The sequence below is a fragment of the Zwartia panacis genome, from assembly GCF_030410395.1.
In the GTDB taxonomy this organism is placed as follows: Bacteria; Pseudomonadota; Gammaproteobacteria; order Burkholderiales; family Burkholderiaceae_B; genus Zwartia; species Zwartia panacis.
This window is the reverse complement of record NZ_JAUHHF010000002.1, coordinates 433,635-453,312: the sequence shown is the minus strand read 5'-3', so window position 1 is coordinate 453,312 and position 19,678 is coordinate 433,635. Positions and strand designations below refer to the sequence as shown.

Here is a 19,678-nt window from a genome sequence, read left to right as displayed (position 1 = left end):
TTATCCACAAGCGGCAGCATGATTTTTTTGAAGCCATGATCTGTCAGTCTTTTAGACTCAAAATCAAGAAACAACATTAAGTACATGTCAGATTCGCGTCATTTTTCGTCGGATAGTGAGACCTCTACTGAGGTCTGGATCCGCGTGGCGCTGGACGTGCCAGTAGAGGGGCCTTTTGACTACCGTGGTCCCCAAGATGTTGTGGTTGGCGACCGGGTGATTGTTTCCTTTGGTCGCCGAAAAATGATCGGGCTGGTGGTGGAGCTGCCTTCGACGCCCGGTTGTGATCCGAGTCTTGTCAAACACGTTGAGTCAGTTCTCAAAGATATTCCCGCGCTGTCTGCAAGCTGGTTAAAGTTTGCGAGGTTTGCTGCGGACTATTATCAGCGTCCTTTGGGTGAAGTAGTCATGCCGGCGCTCCCTGTGGCTTTGCGCAGTCTGAGCGCCTATCAGGGCAAGCGTTCTGCAGGAGGGCCTGTCGCACGTCTGGATCAGCGCCGTGCGCCCAAACTTAAACCCACAGAGCCTTCGGCCCCCCCCTCTTTGAATGATGCTCAGCAGCATGCTGTCCAGGTCATCGGAGACAGCCTGGGTTTTCAGGCTTTTCTTTTGTATGGCGTCACCGGGAGTGGCAAGACCGAGGTGTATTTGCACGCTGCAGCTCAAACTCTGGCTCGGGGCAAGCGTGTCCTGATGCTCGTACCTGAAATCAATCTCACGCCACAATTTGAGCAATCCCTGCGCGCACGCCTTGAGCCCGTCGCTGGTGTGGGTGGTGTGGCCGTTCTGCACAGCGCCTTGTCCGATGGTGAAAGGCTCAGAGCCTGGTTGCGTGCGCAGCGTGGCGAGGCCAGAGTGGTTTTAGGCACGCGGTTGTCCATCTTTGCGCCAATGGACGACATCGGGCTGATCGTAGTCGACGAGGAGCATGATCCTTCCTACAAGCAACAAGATGGTTTGAGGTACTCGGCGCGTGACCTCGCTGTTTGGCGAGGACATGATTTGGGGATCCCTGTGGTGCTGGGTTCTGCGACGCCCTCGCTGGAGAGTTGGGTGCATGCGGAAAAGGGAAATTACAAAAGGCTGGATTTGCCGGCGCGCGCCCGAGAGGTCAACTTGCCTTCAGTGCGGTTAGTCGATACTCGTCGCCTCAAGATGGAGCATGGCTTGTCCGTGCAGTTACTGGACGCGATGCGCACGCGTCTGGCTAATCGAGAGCAAGTACTGATATTTTTAAATCGCCGAGGCTATGCGCCTGCCTTACATTGCACCTCCTGTGGCTGGGTGAGTCAGTGCCCTCGGTGCACGACGTTTACTGTGTTGCACCGCATGACTCCCGGACGCCATCAGTTGCATTGTCATCATTGCGGTTTCCAGCAGCGCGTTCCTCAGGCCTGTCCGGATTGCGGTGATCAGGATATGCAACCGATCGGTCGCGGTACCCAGCGCATCGAGGAGCACCTGGGCATGCTATTTCCAGAGGCGCGTGTGGCACGCATTGATGCGGATAGCACGCGTAAAAAAGGAAGCGCGCAGGCACTGTTTGCAAGTGTGCATGCGGGGGAAGTGGATATTCTTGTCGGCACGCAGATGGTCGCCAAAGGCCATGACTTTGCGAATCTGGGGCTGGTGGGCGTGCTCAATGCCGATGCCATGCTTTTTTCGCAGGATTTTCGCGCACCTGAACGACTCTTTGCGCAACTGATGCAAGTGGCGGGTCGTGCGGGTCGCCATACAGGGCATGGTGAAGTGATTGTCCAGACAGGCTATCCGGAACAGTCCGTCTATCAGGCTTTACTTAAACATGATTATTCCGGGTTTGCGCGTCACACGATGAATGAGCGCGAGGCTGCGATGCTGCCTCCGTTTTCGCATCAAGCTTTATTGAGCGCAGAAGCGCGTGAACTCAACGTTGCTCTTGATTTTTTGCAAGCTGCTCGTGATGCGGCACACACTTTATTAGTAGCGCAGCAAACAGAGGCGGTGATCACTTTGTACGATCCTGTCCCACTTCGCATCGTCCGGGTTGACAACATGTGCCGTGCACAGTTGCTCGTTGAGGCAACGCATCGTCCAGCGCTCCAGTCCCTGTTACGTCACTGGATGAGCGCGCTGAACGAGCACCCTGATCTGCGTCGAGTACGATGGCAGCTTGAAGTTGATCCGCTCGAAATTTGATTCTCCCTATGTCCACGTCTTTCACTCATGGTCTGAATGCCGCCCAGCGCGAAGCTGTGCTGTATCTTGACGGTCCTTGCCTCGTGCTGGCGGGAGCGGGTTCGGGCAAGACAAGGGTCATCACTCAGAAAATTGCTTATTTATTGTGCGACTGTGGATATCCCGCTCGCAATGTGCTGGCCTTGACGTTTACCAACAAGGCTGCGCGCGAGATGGAGGATCGGGTGAAACGCTTGGTGGATCCTTCGATCGCAAAGGGCCTGACGATCAGTACTTTTCATTCGCTTGGTGTCAAGATATTGCGCGAAGAAGCTCAGCATGCGGGGCTTAAGCCTCAATTTTCGATTTTTGATTCGGATGATGCGTTGGCCATCATCCAGGATCTGTTGGCTACCACGGACCGGGGACGTTTACGCTCTGTCCAGCAGACTATTTCCCTTTGGAAAAATGCCATGCTGGATCCTGACGCCGCGGCAAACATCGCCGCGACACCCAGTGAGATCGAAGCTGCGCGTGTTTACAGAAGCTATAACGCAACACTCGCTGCGTATCAGGCCGTTGATTTTGATGACCTGATCGCCATCCCTGCGCAGATTTTCGAGCGAAGCGCCGAGGCGCGGGAAAAGTGGCAAAAAAAGGTGCGTTATCTTTTAGTGGATGAGTATCAGGATACTAACGTTTGTCAGTATCGGTTGGTGCAGTGGCTGACGGGACCGCGTGCCATGTTCACGGCAGTGGGCGACGATGATCAGGCTATTTATGCATGGCGTGGTGCGACCATCGAAAATCTCGCCAAACTCACGACAGATTATCCTCAGATCAAGCTGGTCAAACTCGAGCAGAACTACCGCTCCAGTCAAAGCATTCTTGCTGCGGCAAATAATGTGATCACTAAAAATCCAAAGCTTTTCGAAAAGAAGTTATGGTCCGAGCACGGTCTGGGCGATGCGATTAGTGTGACCGCGATGGCAAGCGACGAGGTAGAGGCTGAAAATGTGGCGATGAAAATTTCAGCCGCACGTTTCGAAAAGCAAGCGTCATGGAAGGATTTCGCGATTTTGTATCGCGGTAATCACCAGTCACGCATCGTGGAACAAGCGATGAGGAATTTGCATATTCCCTATACGATTTCGGGTGGTCAGAGTTTTTTTGACAAGGCCGAGGTACGCGACGTTCTCGCCTACTTGAGGTTGATCGCTAATGAGGATGATGATCCAGCCTTTATTCGTGCTGCAACAACGCCTAAACGGGGGATCGGACAAGCGACGCTCCAGACCCTGGGACAATATGCCGGTGAAAGACAGATTTCCCTGTTTGAAGCATTGTTTGAACAAGGGATCGAGCCCCGACTGAATGCACGCCAGCTTGAGCCGCTCAGAACTTTTGGCGAGTTTATCTCCCGCATTCAGTATCGCGCAGGTCGCGTCGAATCCGGCCAACCTGTGCATGCTGCTGAGCCTGCAGGGGTCATCTTGGATGATTTACTGAGCGCGATTCAGTACGAGCGCTACCTCTACGATATTTTGGATGAAAAACCCGCGCAATCTCGTTGGCAAAATGTGCTTGAGCTCATTGGCTGGCTCAAGCGCAAGGCTGAGGCCGACAGCATGGGCTTGATCGACCTGGTCCAGCACGTTGCCCTGGTCACAATGCTCGAGCGCGGCGAAGAGGACGAGCCGGATGCGGTCAAACTATCGACGCTCCATGCTTCCAAAGGTTTGGAATACCCCCACGTTTATCTGCTTGGTGTCGAAGAGGGTTTACTACCGCACATGGGACGGGATGACGAAGACGTGGACCCGAGTAAGGCGGCGGATGCGCTTGTGTCACGCATCCAGGAGGAACGTCGTCTGATGTACGTGGGCATTACCCGTGCGCAGCGGAGTTTGCATCTGAGCTGGTGTCAGAAACGTCGCCGGGCCCGTGAGGATCTGGTGAGGGAGCCCTCGCGTTTTATCGAAGAGATGGGTTTGTCCGCGACGGCGCTCCAGTTGCAGCCTGATACGATGAGCCCGAAAAACCGCCTTGAGATGCTCAAGGCGATGTTGAACAAAAAAAACTGATATAAAAAATTATCTAAGATTGGCCAGCGTATTTCGCCAGAACTGAAGACGTCTTGGAAGTGTCGAGACGAAAATATGTTCGCGCAACGTGTGGGCGCCATCCCCTTCGGCGCCGAGCCCGTCGATCGATGGACAACCAATCGCGGCTGTGAAATTTGCGTCGCTGCCACCTCCCGATACGGGTGCCTCTTCGAGTTCAAATCCCGCTTGCTTGGCAAAGGGTTTAAGTGTCTCCAGCAGTTTCTCTGCTGCAGCGGACTTGACCATCGCCGGGCGGTTGAGTTCAACATCGATATCGAGGGTCACATCTGGATCCACCGGTTTGAGTGCCTGCATGCGCGCCAAAATTTCTTGACCCGTTGCCTCGTCGGGAATCCGGAAATCCACCATGACTTCGCAGTGAGAGGGTACGGTATTGGTCACTGTGCCGCCGGAGATGGTGCCTACGCTTACAGTGATCCCTCGACTGTAGTCAGTCATGGCCTCGAGGGCCAGGATTTGATGCGCCATTTCACGAATCGCGCTGCGTCCTTTCTCGTGTGCCATTCCGGCGTGAGAAGGTCTGCCTGTCACGACAAGCTTTAACATGCCGGTGCCTTTGCGTCCTGTCACGCAACGTCCACCGTTTGGGCGTGCGGGTTCTGGAACGAGGGTGTAGACCGCGCGTTTGGCAAAGGCTTCGATGTGTTCACGTGAGGCATGACTGCCTACTTCCTCATCGGGAACCAGGAGAAAATCGACTGGCATGGGTGTGGAGCCGGGTTTGGAATATTCACCAAGGGCTGTCAAGGCCAGGAACGTGCCTCCCTTCATATCAAAGCTCCCGGGCCCATAGAGTTTGTCATCTTCGATACGACATGGGTTGGTTTCAAGTGTCCCGTGAGGATGAACGGTGTCGATATGTGCGAGCAACAGCAAACCGGGACGTGTGTCCCCATCCGCCCGATTCGTCGCATGTATCATGGGGAGTCGAGTGGGTCCGATTTCGCTCAGTGCCACTTTCAGACCGGCGTCCCGCGCCTTGGCTAAAACGATTTGCGCCATGCGATGGACTGCAGCAGGATCGCTGGAGGGCGACTCGCATTCGATCCAGGTGCGGATGCCTTGTGCAAGCGCGTGCGCTTCAGGGGTGATGGCTGGACGATCGAGAGCGGGCGTTGTCGCGGTATTCATTGGGATCCTCGTCTGAAGTAACTATTTGTGATTTTCTTTAAAAGATACTCGATTTCTGAGGTCTCGAATGGCGTCAGGCAGTTCTCCGGCAGTCAGGCCGATGGGTCCCTTACCTTGAGAGACCAATGCATCGGCGGCTGCTCCGTGTAACCAAACCCCCGCAGGGATCGCTTGCTCGGCAGGGATACCCTGCGCAAGCAGGCTACCCAGCAAACCACTCAGTACATCTCCAGTCCCACCTGTTGCGAGACTGACATTTCCTGTCGTGTTGATTTGCCATTGTCCCTCGGGTGAGCAGATGATGGTTCCGGCACCTTTCAGAACAACCCACGCGCGATAGCGATGGGCAAGAGTTTGTGCCGCTTGGGCTCTATCAGATTGGATCGTGCGGGTATCTGTTTGTAAAAGTCTCGCGGCTTCAGTGGGGTGGGGTGTCAGCACCACCAACCCTTTGCCCCATGTGTTTGAAATCTCTCCCTGTGCGAGCGCATTGAGTGCATCAGCGTCCAGCACGAGAGGAAGTTCAGCGCGAACAGCAAAGAGGCGCCTGAGCAAAGCCAAAGCAGCGGGTGCCTGACCGAGACCGCAACCTGCTACCCAGGCTGTCATGCTGGAGGCAGATTCGATCAAGCCAGAGGCCTCGTGGAGCATGAGTTCGGGGTAATTGCTGTCATAGGCAACCGGGAGGGGTGTCTGTGCGAGCGCCAGATAGGTTTTACCGACACCGCTTTTGAGCGCTGCGCGGCCTGCCAGAATGACTGCTCCCGTCATTCCCGGGGCGCCACCCAGAATCCCGACAGATCCAAAGGTGCCTTTGTGTCCCTCAGGGTCACGGACTGCAAAGACCAGTGGAAACTGCTGTTCCACCACGGAACTTCCACTCAGGTGGGAAAGAGTCATATGGGCAGGCATCTGTTAGGGGTGTAGAGGCCGGATCGTGCCACGTGCGGATATGACGACGACCTTGAATATGACTATTATGCAACAGCTATAGTTAGAGCTAATTAGATTTCAGGAAATCACATGAAAGCGATTCATACAGTAGGTGTGGCTGGCGCCGGAGCCATGGGGCGAGGTATTGCGCAAATTGCGGCTCAGGCTGGTCTGCGGGTCAAGTTGTTCGATACGAATCCGGCTGCGCTGAATTCGGCGCGAGACGCCCTCACGAACACATGGACGATGCTTGCCAGCAAGGACAAAATGACGGACGAACAGGTTCACGAGGCCTTGGGCAAGCTCTATCTGATTGATGAGATCAAAGACCTCTCTGATTGTGATCTGGTGATCGAGGCCATCATTGAGCGGCTGGACATCAAGCAGCCATTTTTCAAACAACTCGAGTCAGTGGTATCGCCTGATTGCATTCTTGTCTCTAATACGTCTTCCTTGTCCATCACGGCGATTGCAGCGGTCTGCGCACGCCCGGAGCGCGTTGCGGGCTATCACTTTTTTAATCCAGTTCCCTTGATGAAAGTGGTCGAGGTCATTGATGGTTTGCGTACGGATCCCGCTGTGGGTGATGCCTTGATGGCACTCACTGTTCGCATGGGACACAAGCCTGTGCGTGCCAAAGATATGCCTGGCTTTATTGTGAATCATGCAGGCCGGGGGATGAATACCGAGGGTCTGCGCGTCGTGCAGGAAAGTGTCACGGATTTTGCGACAGTCGATGGCATCATGCGCGAGCAAGCCGGGTTCAAGATGGGACCTTTTGAGCTGATGGATCTGACAGGACTTGATGTCTCGCACGCCGTGATGGAGTCCATTTATCACCAATTTTACGAAGAGCCGCGCTTCAAGCCCTCTCCAATCGGGACGATTCGCGTAGCAGGTGGCTTGTATGGTCGTAAGAGTCAGGGTGGATTTTATGCCTATGAAGAAGGTCAGAAACAACCTGTGATTGAGGCGCCAGCCCCCGCTTTAACCGGACCCGCCAAGGTATGGGTCAGTCCACTGCATCACTTGGGTCATGCCCGTACGGTGGAGCTCCTCAAGCGTCTGGGCGCCACGGTGCAAGCCGGACACACACCCGACGTGGACAGTCTGATTGTGGTGACACCTTACGGTGAGGATGTCTCCACAACGGTATCCAAACAAAAGCTTGATGCCGCACGCACTGTCGGTCTTGACACGCTTCATGATTTTGAACATTCGCGCAGACGCACGTTGATGGTCTCGCCAGCTACGCGTGCCGAATACCGAGAGATGGCGCATGCCATCTTTGGTGTGGATCACGTGCGTGTCAGCGTGATTCAGGACTCGGCCGGTTTTGTGGCGCAGCGAATCGTCGCGATGATCGTGAACGTGGCGTGCGATATTGCGCAACAAGATATCGCCTCGCCTCAAGACATCGATCTTGCCGTGAATCTTGGCTTGGGTTATCCCAAGGGACCTTTGAGCCTCGGCGATGCGTTGGGCGCGGAAAATATTCTGGAGATTTTGCGCAACATGCAAAGCGTCTCGGGTGACCCGCGCTATCGTCCAAGCTTGTGGTTGCAACGCAGAGTGCAGCTTGGTATGTCTTTGCTGACCACCCGTGTTTAGCAAAGGGTATTGAGAAAGGATATTTTTAAACGTAAAAAAGCCCTCGATTGAGGGCTTTTTTACTTAGACCATTTGTTTCAATGCAGAAGCGATTGACGCCAGCATTCAGGACGATTGATGATTACTTGGCCGCGTCGACCATGTACTGTGTCGCAGCGCGGAGATCTGCATCGCTCGCGCCCGCAGCGCCCCCCTTGGCAGGCATGATGCCCTTGCCGGCAATCACCGCAGCCACAAGTGCATCCATGCCAGTGGCAATACGTGGTGCCCAGGCAGCTTTGTCAGCGAATTTGGGAGCTCCCGCAACACCTGCGACGTGGCAGGCTGCACAGGCTTGTTTGTACAGCTTTTCACCCACGTCGTTTGTGGCCGGTGCGGCTGCGGCGGCAGGTGTGGCTGCTGTAGCAGTTGCAGCCATGGCCTTGGGTGCTGCTGGTGCAGGTGCGGCAGCCATAGGTGCGGCGGGTGCCGGAGCAGCAGCTGCCTCGGCAGGTTTGGGTTCAGCAGGCTCGGCAAATTTGCCGCCAGCGCTGTTGGCCATGTACACCACTGCACGGGCAATTTCAAAATCGTCCAGAGCAGGATTGCCGCCTTTGGCAGGCATGGCGCCTTTACCCTTGACGACGCTCGCAATCATGGATTGCAGACCTGTGGCGATCGGAGCGGACCATGCTGCCGCATCGGCAAATTTGGGGGCGCCCGCTGCGCCAGCATCGTGACAGCCTGCACAGACTGCTTTGTAAACCTGTTCGCCAGTCTTGAAAACTTTCGGACCGCTAGCATCCACCAGATCAAGTTTTGCCACGGGCGCGATACGCTTTTGTGTGGCTTCTGGACTGAGGGTGTTGGAGCCTGCGCCAACCTGATCACCAGCGGTGACGAGCTTGACCAGGAGAAGGATGACGATGATTGGCAAGACAAAGGACAACACGATCGTGACGATCAGTTGTTTAGGTGTCTTGATAGGCGATTGATGCTCTTCGTGTGGCTGCGTATTGCTCATGACCAAATCCTGCGAGTCTTCGACTGGAGACCTGGACGGCAGGAGCGGTTCAGTGCCCCAGTCGTGCGAGTAACCAGCCATAGTAGTTAGGCGGTTTTCTTATAACCCAAGGATTATAGCGGCATCGGGCGGGCTAAGTCGAAAAGAGACGAGCAATTCTGTTTCGCCAGGGGGGTGATTCAGCATCTGCCGCTATAATTCGCCCGCTGGCGCCCGTAGTTCAATGGATAGAATAAGAGTTTCCGAAGCTCTCGATACAGGTTCGATTCCTGTCGGGCGCGCCAAATACCCCTAAAGTCTGTCTAAACAGGCTTTTTCAGTGCCTTGTGAAAGCGCGCGACATAATCGTCAAAACTTTCCTGATCACTCGCTTCGATCTGCTGTTGTTCCATGAGGGACTGGGTGGCCTGCGCCTGGGTTGCGGCGAGCTCGGCCGGGCTCAGACCGGCTTGCTTGAGCTTGAGGGCGTGCACCCGGCTCTGTTCGAGTGTCCAGTCGTGAAAGGAAACCTTGTGCGAAGTGAGCTGTTCGAGAAACTGTGCGGAGGGTGTGCGGGCTGCATCAGCCACTTTTTCACGCTGCGCAAGTACCGAATTTCTATAGCTTTTTTCGCCCAAAGTCTGATCGAGCGTCTCCGCGCATCGCGCGATCTCGTCCAGCAGTTCATCGGCCCACTGTTTGAGGGAAATTTCTCGACCGAGTCTGGAGAGCATCAGGCCTGGTTGACGCCCTTTTTTAACGACCGTAGCAAAGTTGGACGTGCTTTCGGAGCACCAGCCGCTGTCGGCGAAGGGCGGACTTTCCTGCAGGGCGCAAAAAAGCAGGAACGCATCGACAAATCTAGCCGTTTGGGCAGAAATACCAGTCGCCTGGGTCGGATCGATATCCAGGCACCGCACCTCAATGTACTGGATGCCACGTTCCGCCAGCGCCGTGATCGGCCGTTCGCAGGGACCCGTCGTACGCTTGGGCCGAATACTCGAATAAAACTCGTTTTCAATCTGCAGCACATTGGTATTGAGCTGTATCCACTCCCCGTTGCGGTGCGTCCCGATCGCTTCATAATCGGGCCAGGGCGTTGTGACGGCATCGTAGAGGCGCGACAGGAATGTTTTGAGGTCGTTGTAACAAAGCTTGAGACCTGATTGAGCTTTGTTTTGATAACCCAGGTCGCTCATGCGCAGGCTGGTTGCGTGGGGCAGATACATGGTTTGCTGATCGAGCTCAAGCAAGTCTCCCGTTTTCCCACGCAGGAACTCTTTTGAAAGAGCCGGTGATGCGCCAAACAGGTACATCAGCAACCAGCTGTAGCGGGTGAAGTTGCGAATCAAGGAAATGTAACCTGCGGAGCGGCGGTCCTGCGCTGTGGCCTGCGGGAGATTGAGCAACTCCCATAGCGATTCATCAAAAGAAAAGTTGTAGTGCAGTCCTGCAATGCACTGCATCGTGCGTCCATACCGTTCTGCCAGGCCCCTGCGATAGACGTGTTTGATCATGCCGGTATTAGAGGTGCCGTACCAGCCAATGGGGATTTCGTTGTCCGCTGGCAAGTGTGCGGGCATCGAGTGGTTCCACATGAGTTCGTCGCTCAAGGTCGTGGCAACCACGCGGTGCACTTCGTCGAGTTCAGCCATGAGGCTGTCGACGTTGGTATGTGTGCCGGTAATCAGTTCAAGCAGCGCTTCGGAGTAATCGGTTGTGATCCGCGGGTGAGTCAGCGCAGAGCCCAGGGCTGCCGGGTGGGGCCGCCTGGAGAGCGACCCGTGGGAATCCACGCGCAGGCCCTCTTTTTCAATGCCGCGTAGCGACTTTCCCAAAACCTCTGGGTGGGAATTTAGGATGGCAAGACGTTGAATCAATGTGGACACGGGTAAACCTATAGCTGAGGCGAATCAGTTCATTTTAAGGGATGCTTCATTTTACCCGCGGATGAAGAAAATAGAGGACAATTTGTAACAGTGCTGTCAGTACTTTCTAATAGATCTTGATCGAGACGTGTTGTGCGCAAAATTTTTTCCCTACTAGTGATGTGGTTATCAGTTGGTTTGTCTGTTGGTTTACTCACTGGCTGCACGCCTGAGTACAACTGGCGGGAGACGATGGTTGCCGAGGACCGTGCCGTCATCATGTTTCCTTCGCGCACGCAGACCGAACAGCGACCCATCGATGTCGAAGGTATTCAAACGACCTTTTCTCTGACTACGGCAGCGGTGGACCAGGCGGTGTTTTCTGTAGGTTTTATTCCTCTCCCAGAGACGCTTGGTCAGGAAAAAAGCACGGCTTTGGTCAAGACCGTGGTGTCTGCGCTCGCTGCGCGGGCCGGGAAACAAGCCCCTGAAAATGCGCTGACTGGTGAGATTTTTACGCTGGAAACGGTTGTGGCAAATAAACCCTCACTGATGATGGCCCGTGTGGTGATCCATCGTGGGATGTTGATTCAAGTCGTCGTCTCGGGACCGAAACAATCGCTTTCAAATGAAAATGCGCTTGAGTTTGTCCGCTCACTCAGATTGAAGTGAGGGTGACCGGTGAGCAGGCCAAGTCTGAGTGCTTGGGCGACCCCTGCTTGTCGGCCATAAACTTTCAGTTTGCGGCATGCATTGAGTAAATGAAAATTGACCGTTCGTTCCGAGAGCCCAATAATGAGCCCGATTTCCCAGCTGGTCTTGCCAGCGGACACCCACTCCAGGCATTGCAACTCTCGTCCGGAAAGACGTGGATTTGTCATGAGAAAAAGCTCCCAGTGGACTCAAATGATAATTAGTTAGTGTGAGCGTATATTCTCCTAATTAGAATGCGCAGAACCCCTGTGATGGCACACTCATTTGTAATAAAGTGTTTGAGAAGTAGCCAAGTTGTTACCACCCTCCTCAGCTTGCCGCCTTTGTTTAACGCTTTTGTTGTCTGGGCGATGTTAGAATTTGATCCTAGTTGGCGCCGATTTGCTCGATCCGCTTGCGGGCGCCTCATAAATCCCGCTAAAGAAGGTCTGTATGCCTAATTCGTCCAGTATCCAGGGCGCTCCATCCGCACAAGCTTCCGCCAAGATCCCTTTGGGCTCTGTAGGTGTCGTCCACACACAGTTTTTGCATTTCGATGAGCCACTGCCTCTCGCCAGTGGTCATACTCTTTCGTCTTACGACTTGGCGATTGAAACGTACGGCACCCTGAATGCTGACGCCAGCAATGCCGTACTCATTTGTCACGCCTTGAATGCATCACATCATGTGGCGGGGATCTCCGCTGAAAATCCGGATGACATCGGCTGGTGGGACAACATGGTAGGGCCGGGTAAGCCGGTCGATACCAACGTATTTTTCGTGATCGGTGTGAACAATCTGGGTTCCTGTTTCGGCTCGACAGGTCCTGCCAGTATTCGTCCCGAGACCGGCAAGCCCTGGGGCGCAGCTTTCCCTGTGCTCACCGTCGAAGACTGGGTGTCGGCCCAGGCCCGCGTGGCCGATCGTCTGGGGATCAAACGCTTCGCCGCAGTGATGGGTGGTTCATTGGGCGGGATGCAGGCCTTGAGTTGGGCGATTACGCTGCCCGAGCGGGTCGCACATTGCGTAGTGGTCGCCAGCACGCCGCGCCTGTCTGCTCAAAATATCGGTTTTAACGAGGTGGCACGACGCGCGATCATCACGGACCCTGAGTTCCACGGGGGCGACTATTACGCACACAATACCGTCCCGCGCCATGGCTTGTCGGTTGCAAGAATGATTGGCCACATCACGTATTTGTCTGATGATGATATGGCTGAGAAGTTTGGCAGGACGCAGCGTGAACCTGCAGCCAATGGTGCCTATCATTACGGTTACGGTGTGGAGTTTGAGGTCGAGTCCTACTTGCGTTACCAAGGCGAGAAATTTTCCAAATATTTCGATGCGAATACGTATTTGCTCATTACACGCGCGCTCGATTATTTTGATCCTGCCAAGAAAACCGGTGGTGATTTTGCGCGTGCGATTGCGCCTGCCCAGGCAGATTTCCTCCTGGTTTCCTTCACGACGGACTGGAGATTTCCTCCTGAACGCTCGCGGGAAATTGTGCAGGCTCTTCTTAAAAACGGTCAACCCGCAACCTATGCCGAGATCGACGCTCCACACGGGCATGATGCCTTTTTGCTCGACGATGCCCGATATCACAGCCTGATGCGTGCCTATTTTCTCCGCATCGCCGCCACACTGGATGTGCCACAGGCATTGCGTGCTTCAAGCGAGGTGCGTCCATGAAAGAGCAGCTGCAACTGAGTGGTCAAACGATGGATGGTGATTTGCGCGGTGATTTGGCTCGGATCGCGCAATGGGTGCGTCCGGATAGTCGCGTCCTGGATCTAGGGTGTGGAGACGGTGCGTTACTGGCGCACCTTAAACAGTCTAAAAATGTTCAGGGTGTGGGTGTTGAGATCAGTGACGATCGGGTGCTAAGCTGCGTCAAGCGCGGTGTGCATGTGATTCAGCAAAACCTCGAAGACGGACTGGCGATGTTCGACGACCAGCAGTTCGATACTGTGGTGCTCTCTCAAACGCTTCAATCCATGCACAACACTGAGCATATTTTGCGAGAGATGGCGCGTGTGGCGCGCGAGGGAATCGTTTCCTTTCCCAATTTTGGATATTGGCCACATGGCTGGTCGATTTTGCGTGGACGGATGCCCGTCACCGGTCAAATGCCTTATGACTGGTACAACACACCCAACATTCATCTCTGCACGCTGAAAGATTTTGAACGTCTGGCTGCCAAGCTGGGATTTACGATTTTAGAGCGTGCCACCTTCAACGATGAGCGTGAAGTGAAGGTGCTGGCAGGATGGCGCAGTACGCTTGCCGCGTACCGTTTCAGTGCCAGGCGTCACGCATGACCGCCACGAGCAACCCATTGCCAGAAGCGGAGCCGCAGACGATTCCGGCGTCAAAGCTCTATACCAGCAGGCGGGTTGCCCCTTTGCTGGCCTTGGGTTTCGCGAGTGGCTTGCCCCTCGCGTTAACGGGTGGAACCTTACAGGCCTGGGCCACAATCGAACAAGTTTCTTTGCAGGAAATCGGCTTCCTGACGCTTGTCGGGACGGCTTACACACTCAAGTTTTTATGGGCGCCCTTGATTGATCGTTATGTGCCCCCGTTTTTGGGACGCAGGCGAGGCTGGATGCTGGTCATGCAGCTATTACTCGCACTCGGCATCATGGCGATGGGTTTGATGTCGCCCGGACAGAGTTTGTTGCCGCTTGCATTGTTGGCAGTCGCAGTGGCTTTTTGTTCCGCGACGCAGGATATTGCCTTTGATGCCTATCGTAGCGACGTGTTACGCAAAGAAGAAAGAGGTGCCGGGGCGGCCTTGTCTGTGCTCGGCTACAGGTTGGCGATGCTCACCTCGGGAGGGTTGGCATTGATCTTGGCAGATCAATGGCTAGGCTGGGGGCATACTTACATCTTGATGGGGGCGCTGATGTTGGTCGTCGCGCTTGCGACCCTCTGGGCGCCAGAGCCGGAGTTGCCTGCGCAGACACCTCGATCGCTATCGCGTGCGGTGTTTGAACCATTCAAAGAGTTTTTCGGTCGCCCTGAAGCCATCACAGTGTTGCTACTGATCGTGCTCTACAAGCTGGGAGATGCCTTTGCGGGCGCACTATCAACGACTTTCTTGTTACGTGCTGCCGGTTACACGGCGACAGAGGTCGGAACAGTCAATAAGTTGCTCGGCCTGACCGCCACCATCGTGGGCGCGTTGACGGGCGGCGCGTTGATGGCCAAGTTAGGTCTGTACCGTTCGTTGATGCTGTTTGGTTTGCTTCAGGCCTTGTCCAACCTTGGGTTCTGGGTGATTTCCGTCGGACCCCATAGTGTCTGGTTGATGGCTGCCGGTGTGGGGCTTGAAAATTTGTGTGGCGGAATGGGGACGGCCGCTTTCGTTGCGTTGCTGATGGGGCTTTGCAACCGGGAATTCTCTGCTACACAGTTTGCGTTGCTGTCTGCGTTGTCTGCAGTGGGTCGGACCTACTTGGCGGGGCCTTTTACCCCGCCGCTAGTGGAGTTTGCCGGTTGGCCTTCCTTCTTTTTGATGACGGTTGCAATCGCGCTTCCAGGCCTGTTGCTATTGCGCTGGAGGCGCCGGGATATTGAACGTATCGATGCCGCAGGTGTTTGAAACAGAGGCCGTCGAGCTCACGCCCCGAGTTTGAAGTCGTAATCAATTGTGAAGGGCGCGTGATCAGAAAAACGCTCTTCTTTGTAAATACTGGTTGCTTTCGCTTTGGCCGCGATCCCGGGCGTTGCGAGCTGATAGTCCAGACGCCAGCCCACGTTCTTGGCCCAGGCTTGACCACGGTTACTCCACCAAGTGTATTGTTCGGGACGAGGATCGAGTGTTCTGAACACATCGATGAAACCAATCTCGTCAATTGTGTGAGTCATCCATGCCCGTTCCTCAGGTGTAAAGCCTGAGTTTTTCTGATTGGATTTCCAGTTTTTCAAATCGATTTCTTTGTGTGCGATATTCCAGTCCGCACAGATCACATATTCGCGTTTGGTCTTTTTGTGATCATCCATCAGGTCCTGCAGCCAGGGACCAAACTTATCTAGAAAACGGAATTTTGCTTCTTGACGCTCCGGACCACTTGAGCCAGAGGGGAGATAGGCGCTGACCACGGTCAGATTCGGCCAGTCCGCGCGGATCACGCGTCCTTCCTGATCAAATTCAGGGCAGCCGATGCCTGTGAGCACTCGCTCGGGTTGTTGTCTCAAGTAGATACCAACGCCGCTATAGCCTTTTTTTTCGGCTGCGCAGAAATGCCCGGTATAGTCTAGAGGATGTTGATAATCATGCTGGATATCGGTCAGGTGTGCCTTGAGCTCCTGCAGACATAGGATATCTGCCTGATGTGATTTCAGCCATTCGAGCAGGCCCTTGTTGTAGGCCGAGCGTATGCCGTTCAGATTCAGTGAGGTGATGCGCAGCAAGGCGAGACTCCTGGTCGGTGAGATAATGGCGGGTATGACGGATTAAGTTGAAACGGAGAGAAATAATATGGCGCAGGGTACTGATCGTCGTGAGTTTGTACAGTTTGCCTTGAAAGAGGGTGTACTGCGTTTTGGTAGTTTTGTGACAAAGTCCGGTCGAACAAGCCCATATTTCTTCAATGCGGGTCTTTTTAACACGGGTGCGTCAGTCGGCAAGCTTGCGCAATTTTATGCGCAGGCACTGATAGATTCCAAGTTGCCGTTCGATATGTTGTTCGGGCCTGCTTACAAGGGGATCCCGCTCGCGACGGCGACTTCGGTCGCCCTCGCTTCCCATGCTGAATTAACAGGCCGCGACGTGCCTTTCGCCTACAACCGCAAAGAGGCCAAGGATCACGGTGAGGGCGGGGTCCTGGTCGGCGCGCCTCTCAAGGGCAAGGTTGTCATCATCGATGATGTGATCACGGCCGGTACCTCGGTGAAAGAGTCGGTCGAAATCATTCGCGCCGCGGGTGCAGAACCCTGTGCAGTGTTGATTGCAATGGACCGGATGGAGCGCGCAGGGCCTGATGGCGCGCTATCCCCTCATTCAGCGGTTCAGGAAGTCCAGCAGCGTTATGGATTGCCCGTGGTCAGCATTGCGTCTCTGACGGATATTCTCGCGCTGCTTGAGCACAATGCCGAGTTTGCTCAATACCGTGAGTCAGTGCTCGCATATCGAGCGCGTTACGGTATCTAACGTGAGGGCATATGTCGCCACGGCGCCTGACTTAACCTTCCAGCTTGGCCTTCAGTAGATCATTGACCTGCTGAGGGTTGGCTTTACCCTTTGCCGCTTTCATAATCTGGCCGACGAGCGAATTGAATGCTTTTTGTTTGCCGGCACGATATTCCGCCACGATGGCAGGGTTGTCCGCGATCACGGCATCCACCATCGCTGCGATGGCTCCAGTGTCACTGATTTGAGTCAGCCCCTTCGCTTGAATAATGGCATCGGGATTGCCGTCATGCTCGCCCGCCCACATGGCGGCGAAAACGTCCCGGGCAATTTTGTTGGAAACGGTGCCATCAATAATACGTGTCAAAAGTGCCCCGAGCGCAGCTGCCGATACGGGGCATTGAGTGATGTCTTTTTCTTCACGATTGAGTGTGGCGGAGACTTCACCCATGATCCAGTTCGCGGCAAGTTTGGCTTGACCTGCAGGTAGTGCGGCATTCACGCTTTCAAAATAACCTGCGAGCTCGCGGCTGCTGGACAGTTGAGCGGCATCTACGGGCGCCAAACCGAAATCTGAAACAAACCTTGAGCGTAACGCCGCCGGCAACTCAGGCATGGTTTGACGCACGGATTCAATCCAGTCATGGGCAATCACGAGTGGTGGCAGATCGGGGTCTGGAAAGTAACGGTAGTCGTGCGCGTCTTCTTTGCTGCGCATGCTGCGTGTTTCATCGCGTTCGGAATCGTATAGGCGAGTTTCCTGAACCACGCGGCCACCGTCTTCGATCAATTCGATCTGACGTCTGACTTCGTATTGAATCGCCCGCTCGAGAAACCTGAAGGAGTTGACGTTTTTGATTTCGCAACGGGTGCCGAATTCTTTTTGTCCGACAGGACGAACGGAAACGTTTGCGTCGACCCGGAATGAACCTTCTTGCATGTTGCCATCGCAAATGCCAAGCCACATGACGAGGCTGTGAAGCGCTTTTGCGTAGGCAACTGCTTCGGCGGCCGATCGCATTTCAGGTTCGGAGACAATTTCCAGAAGGGGAGTGCCCGCGCGGTTGAGATCGATCCCGGAGGAGGCCTCACCATGCGGACCGACAAAGTCGTCGTGCATGGATTTGCCAGCGTCTTCTTCGAGATGCGCGCGAGTCAGATTGACTGTTTTCTCTTGGTCACCGATGAAAAAACTGATTGATCCGCCTTGAACAACCGGGATTTCAAATTGACTGATTTGATAGTTTTTGGGTGAATCAGGATAAAAGTAATTTTTGCGGGCGAAGATCGACCGTGGAGCGATGGTGGCACCCACCGCCAGACCGAAGCGGATGGCGCGATCCACGGCGGCTTTGTTCATCACGGGAAGTGAGCCGGGGAGTGCCAAGTCCACTTCGTTGGCTTGCGTGTTGGGCAGAGCGCCATAGCGCGTGGAGCTGCCAGAAAAGATTTTGGTTTGAGTCGAGAGCTGGGTGTGTGTTTCCAGTCCGATCACGATTTCCCATGCCATTATGCTTGCCCCGCAACGCGTTGATGCCAGTCCGTGACTTGCTGATATTGGTGGGCAACCGCGAGCAGTCGCCCTTCTTCAAAATAGTTGCCGATGATCTGTAACCCGATGGGTAATGGTTTGCCAGAGGCACCTTTACCAAAACCGCAAGGGACGGACATGCCGGGCAAGCCCGCCAGATTAAGTCCAAGCGTGTAAATGTCAGCAAGCCAGTCTGCGGTTGGATCGTTTTGATTTTGATGGATGGGTTGTGCGACAGTTGGTGTCACAGGTCCCATGATGACATCGCAGTGCTGGGTGAGTGCTGCTTGAAAATCATCGACGATCATGCGGCGTAAACGCTGGGCTTGCAGGTAATACGCGTCGTAGTAACCATGCGAGAGAACATACGTCCCGATCAGGATGCGACGTTTGACCTCCGCACCGAATCCCTCGGCGCGTGAGCGTGCGGTCATGTCGGCCAGATCCGAATAGGAGTCGCTGCGGTGCCCGTAGCGTACGCCATCGTAGCGGGACAGGTTGCTCGATGCTTCGGCCGGCGCAATGACGTAGTAAGCCGGGATGGACAAGTTGGTTCGCGGCAAAGAAATATCCACACGTTGCGCGCCAAGCTTTTCGAATTGCTTCAAGGCGGCTTCGATCGCAAGGGCGACGTCGCTGGAAAGTCCCTCACCAAAAAATTCTTTGGGTACGCCGATGCGCAAGCCCTTTAGAGGCTGAGCAATATCGCTGCTGAAGTTCGCGGTGGCGCTGTTGAATTCGGCACGAATGCGCCCAGGTGCGTTGGGGACGCCTTTGCAATGTTCCGCACTGGTGGAGTCTTTATTGTCGAAGCCGCTCATGACATCGAGCAAATCCACGAGGTCCAGGGCGCTTGCGGCGATCGGTCCCGCTTGATCGAGACTGGAGCCGTAGGCGATCATTCCATAGCGCGATACTGCGCCATACGTGGGTTTGATGCCGCTCACTCCGCACAAGGCGGCAGGCTGCCGGACAGAGCCGCCTGTATCAGTGCCAGTTGCCGCGATGACAAGCTTGGCTGCCACGGCGGCTGCCGACGCACCTGAAGAGCCGCCCGGAACCGCGGTCGTGTCCCAAGGGTTGTGCGTGGGTCCAAAGGCCGAATGTTTATTTCCCGAACCCATCGCGAACTCGTCGCAGTTGAGTTTGCCAAGGGTGACGCAACCCGCGGCGCGAAGCTGATGGACGACGGTTGCGTCAAACGGGCTGGTGTAATGCTTGAGCATGTTACTGCCAGCAGTGCTGCGCCAGCCCTGCGTCACAAAGACATCCTTGTGTGCGATAGGAAGTCCAGTCAGAATGTTGCCGCGACCTGCTGCCAGCATCGCATCCGCCTCGCGGGCTTGCGCCAGCGTCAAGTCCGCGTCAACATGGACAAATGCGTTCAGCTCCGCTTTTGCCTCAATTTGTCTTAGGCAATCCTGGGCAAGTTCGGTCGCACTGAGCTCTCGCTTGGCCAGTGCTTGACTCAGGGATGTGATGGTGGGGTGGAGCTTAAGTGCGTTAGACATC

Annotated in this window: 16 protein-coding genes, 1 tRNA gene and 1 riboswitch; of the genes, 9 read left to right on the top strand and 8 right to left on the bottom strand. The window is 54.9% G+C overall.

The window, feature by feature from the left end:
* Positions 1 to 84 precede the first annotated feature (84 nt).
* Both QWY30_RS04750 and QWY30_RS04745 read left to right on the top strand, forming a co-directional pair.
* Positions 85 to 2,178, top strand: coding sequence for a primosomal protein N' (locus QWY30_RS04750; RefSeq protein WP_290238641.1), 2,094 nt, complete (start codon positions 85 to 87; stop codon positions 2,176 to 2,178).
* A gap of 8 nt (positions 2,179 to 2,186) precedes the next feature.
* A complete protein-coding gene (locus tag QWY30_RS04745; RefSeq protein WP_290238639.1) occupies positions 2,187 to 4,241 on the top strand; it encodes a UvrD-helicase domain-containing protein in 2,055 nt (684 codons plus the stop codon).
* A gap of 9 nt (positions 4,242 to 4,250) precedes the next feature.
* Here QWY30_RS04745 and QWY30_RS04740 read toward each other — a convergent pair whose 3' ends face one another.
* On the bottom strand, positions 4,251 to 5,414 hold the full coding sequence (locus QWY30_RS04740; RefSeq protein WP_435433362.1) for a M20 family metallopeptidase: 1,164 nt from the start codon (positions 5,412 to 5,414) through the stop codon (positions 4,251 to 4,253).
* Between the two features lie 21 nt (positions 5,415 to 5,435).
* Positions 5,436 to 6,314 carry an NAD(P)H-hydrate dehydratase gene (locus QWY30_RS04735; RefSeq protein WP_290238636.1) on the bottom strand — a complete coding sequence of 293 codons (879 nt, stop codon included), beginning with the start codon at positions 6,312 to 6,314 and terminating at the stop codon, positions 5,436 to 5,438.
* 123 nt (positions 6,315 to 6,437) lie between these two features.
* Here QWY30_RS04735 and QWY30_RS04730 point away from each other — a divergent pair, with 123 nt between their 5' ends.
* Complete coding sequence (locus QWY30_RS04730; protein ID WP_290238635.1) at positions 6,438 to 7,958, top strand: 3-hydroxyacyl-CoA dehydrogenase; 1,521 nt, start codon at positions 6,438 to 6,440, stop codon at positions 7,956 to 7,958.
* Positions 7,959 to 8,079: 121 nt separating this feature from the next.
* On the opposite strand, the gene QWY30_RS04725 is transcribed toward QWY30_RS04730, so the two are convergent.
* Complete coding sequence (locus tag QWY30_RS04725) at positions 8,080 to 8,961, bottom strand: c-type cytochrome (protein ID WP_290238633.1); 882 nt, start codon at positions 8,959 to 8,961, stop codon at positions 8,080 to 8,082.
* Positions 8,962 to 9,170: 209 nt separating this feature from the next.
* Between QWY30_RS04725 and QWY30_RS04720 the strand changes: the two genes are divergently transcribed.
* Positions 9,171 to 9,245 (top strand) — tRNA-Arg (locus QWY30_RS04720).
* Between the two features lie 18 nt (positions 9,246 to 9,263).
* On the opposite strand, the gene gshA is transcribed toward QWY30_RS04720, so the two are convergent.
* The gene (gene gshA, locus QWY30_RS04715) at positions 9,264 to 10,829 is read right to left on the bottom strand and encodes a glutamate--cysteine ligase (RefSeq protein ID WP_290238632.1); all 1,566 of its coding nucleotides are present in this window, start codon (positions 10,827 to 10,829) and stop codon (positions 9,264 to 9,266) included.
* 132 nt (positions 10,830 to 10,961) lie between these two features.
* Between gshA and QWY30_RS04710 the strand changes: the two genes are divergently transcribed.
* Positions 10,962 to 11,480: a hypothetical protein gene (locus QWY30_RS04710; RefSeq protein WP_290238629.1), complete on the top strand. Its 519-nt coding sequence runs from the start codon at positions 10,962 to 10,964 to the stop codon at positions 11,478 to 11,480.
* Here the strand turns inward: QWY30_RS04710 and QWY30_RS04705 are convergent.
* Positions 11,399 to 11,689 (bottom strand): helix-turn-helix domain-containing protein, encoded by a 291-nt coding sequence (locus QWY30_RS04705; RefSeq protein ID WP_290238627.1) that lies wholly within the window; start codon positions 11,687 to 11,689, stop codon positions 11,399 to 11,401. The two genes, QWY30_RS04710 and QWY30_RS04705, sit on opposite strands and share 82 nt — an antisense overlap.
* Positions 11,690 to 11,885: 196 nt before the next feature.
* Positions 11,886 to 11,965, top strand: a riboswitch (SAM riboswitch).
* Between QWY30_RS04705 and metX the strand changes: the two genes are divergently transcribed.
* The 3 genes from metX to QWY30_RS04690 all read left to right on the top strand — a co-directional run bounded on the left by metX (position 11,955) and on the right by QWY30_RS04690 (position 15,105).
* Positions 11,955 to 13,193, top strand: coding sequence for a homoserine O-succinyltransferase MetX (gene metX, locus QWY30_RS04700; protein ID WP_290238624.1), 1,239 nt, complete (start codon positions 11,955 to 11,957; stop codon positions 13,191 to 13,193). It overlaps the preceding riboswitch by 11 nt.
* Positions 13,190 to 13,822: a methionine biosynthesis protein MetW gene (gene metW / locus QWY30_RS04695; RefSeq protein ID WP_290238623.1), complete on the top strand. Its 633-nt coding sequence runs from the start codon at positions 13,190 to 13,192 to the stop codon at positions 13,820 to 13,822. Before metX ends, metW begins: the two co-directional genes overlap by 4 nt.
* Positions 13,819 to 15,105 (top strand): muropeptide transporter, encoded by a 1,287-nt coding sequence (locus QWY30_RS04690; RefSeq protein ID WP_290238622.1) that lies wholly within the window; start codon positions 13,819 to 13,821, stop codon positions 15,103 to 15,105. The genes metW and QWY30_RS04690 overlap by 4 nt, the downstream gene beginning before the upstream one ends.
* Positions 15,106 to 15,122: 17 nt before the next feature.
* Here QWY30_RS04690 and QWY30_RS04685 read toward each other — a convergent pair whose 3' ends face one another.
* The gene (locus QWY30_RS04685; protein WP_290238619.1) at positions 15,123 to 15,917 is read right to left on the bottom strand and encodes an exodeoxyribonuclease III; all 795 of its coding nucleotides are present in this window, start codon (positions 15,915 to 15,917) and stop codon (positions 15,123 to 15,125) included.
* 67 nt (positions 15,918 to 15,984) lie between these two features.
* Here QWY30_RS04685 and pyrE point away from each other — a divergent pair, with 67 nt between their 5' ends.
* Positions 15,985 to 16,656 (top strand): orotate phosphoribosyltransferase, encoded by a 672-nt coding sequence (gene pyrE / locus QWY30_RS04680; protein ID WP_290238617.1) that lies wholly within the window; start codon positions 15,985 to 15,987, stop codon positions 16,654 to 16,656.
* Between the two features lie 31 nt (positions 16,657 to 16,687).
* Here the strand turns inward: pyrE and gatB are convergent, their stop codons facing one another.
* Both gatB and gatA read right to left on the bottom strand, forming a co-directional pair.
* A complete protein-coding gene (gene gatB, locus QWY30_RS04675; RefSeq protein WP_290238615.1) occupies positions 16,688 to 18,145 on the bottom strand; it encodes an Asp-tRNA(Asn)/Glu-tRNA(Gln) amidotransferase subunit GatB in 1,458 nt (485 codons plus the stop codon).
* A complete protein-coding gene (gene gatA / locus QWY30_RS04670) occupies positions 18,145 to 19,677 on the bottom strand; it encodes an Asp-tRNA(Asn)/Glu-tRNA(Gln) amidotransferase subunit GatA (RefSeq protein ID WP_290238613.1) in 1,533 nt (510 codons plus the stop codon). Before gatA ends, gatB begins: the two co-directional genes overlap by 1 nt.
* Between the last annotated feature and the right edge of the window lies 1 nt (position 19,678).

Bases quoted from the DNA above. Each gene is read 5' to 3' on its own strand.
- QWY30_RS04750 (WP_290238641.1), top strand. From the start codon at position 85: ATGTCAGATTCGCGTCATTTTTCGTCGGATAGTGAGACCTCTACTGAG.
- QWY30_RS04745 (WP_290238639.1), top strand. From the start codon at position 2,187: ATGTCCACGTCTTTCACTCATGGTCTGAATGCCGCCCAGCGCGAAGCT.
- QWY30_RS04740 (WP_435433362.1), bottom strand. From the start codon at position 5,414: ATGAATACCGCGACAACGCCCGCTCTCGATCGTCCAGCCATCACCCCT.
- QWY30_RS04735 (WP_290238636.1), bottom strand. From the start codon at position 6,314: ATGACTCTTTCCCACCTGAGTGGAAGTTCCGTGGTGGAACAGCAGTTT.
- QWY30_RS04730 (WP_290238635.1), top strand. From the start codon at position 6,438: ATGAAAGCGATTCATACAGTAGGTGTGGCTGGCGCCGGAGCCATGGGG.
- QWY30_RS04725 (WP_290238633.1), bottom strand. From the start codon at position 8,961: ATGAGCAATACGCAGCCACACGAAGAGCATCAATCGCCTATCAAGACA.
- QWY30_RS04705 (WP_290238627.1), bottom strand. From the start codon at position 11,689: ATGACAAATCCACGTCTTTCCGGACGAGAGTTGCAATGCCTGGAGTGG.
- metX (WP_290238624.1), top strand. From the start codon at position 11,955: ATGCCTAATTCGTCCAGTATCCAGGGCGCTCCATCCGCACAAGCTTCC.
- metW (WP_290238623.1), top strand. From the start codon at position 13,190: ATGAAAGAGCAGCTGCAACTGAGTGGTCAAACGATGGATGGTGATTTG.
- QWY30_RS04690 (WP_290238622.1), top strand. From the start codon at position 13,819: ATGACCGCCACGAGCAACCCATTGCCAGAAGCGGAGCCGCAGACGATT.
- pyrE (WP_290238617.1), top strand. From the start codon at position 15,985: ATGGCGCAGGGTACTGATCGTCGTGAGTTTGTACAGTTTGCCTTGAAA.
- gatB (WP_290238615.1), bottom strand. From the start codon at position 18,145: ATGGCATGGGAAATCGTGATCGGACTGGAAACACACACCCAGCTCTCG.
- gatA (WP_290238613.1), bottom strand. From the start codon at position 19,677: ATGTCTAACGCACTTAAGCTCCACCCCACCATCACATCCCTGAGTCAA.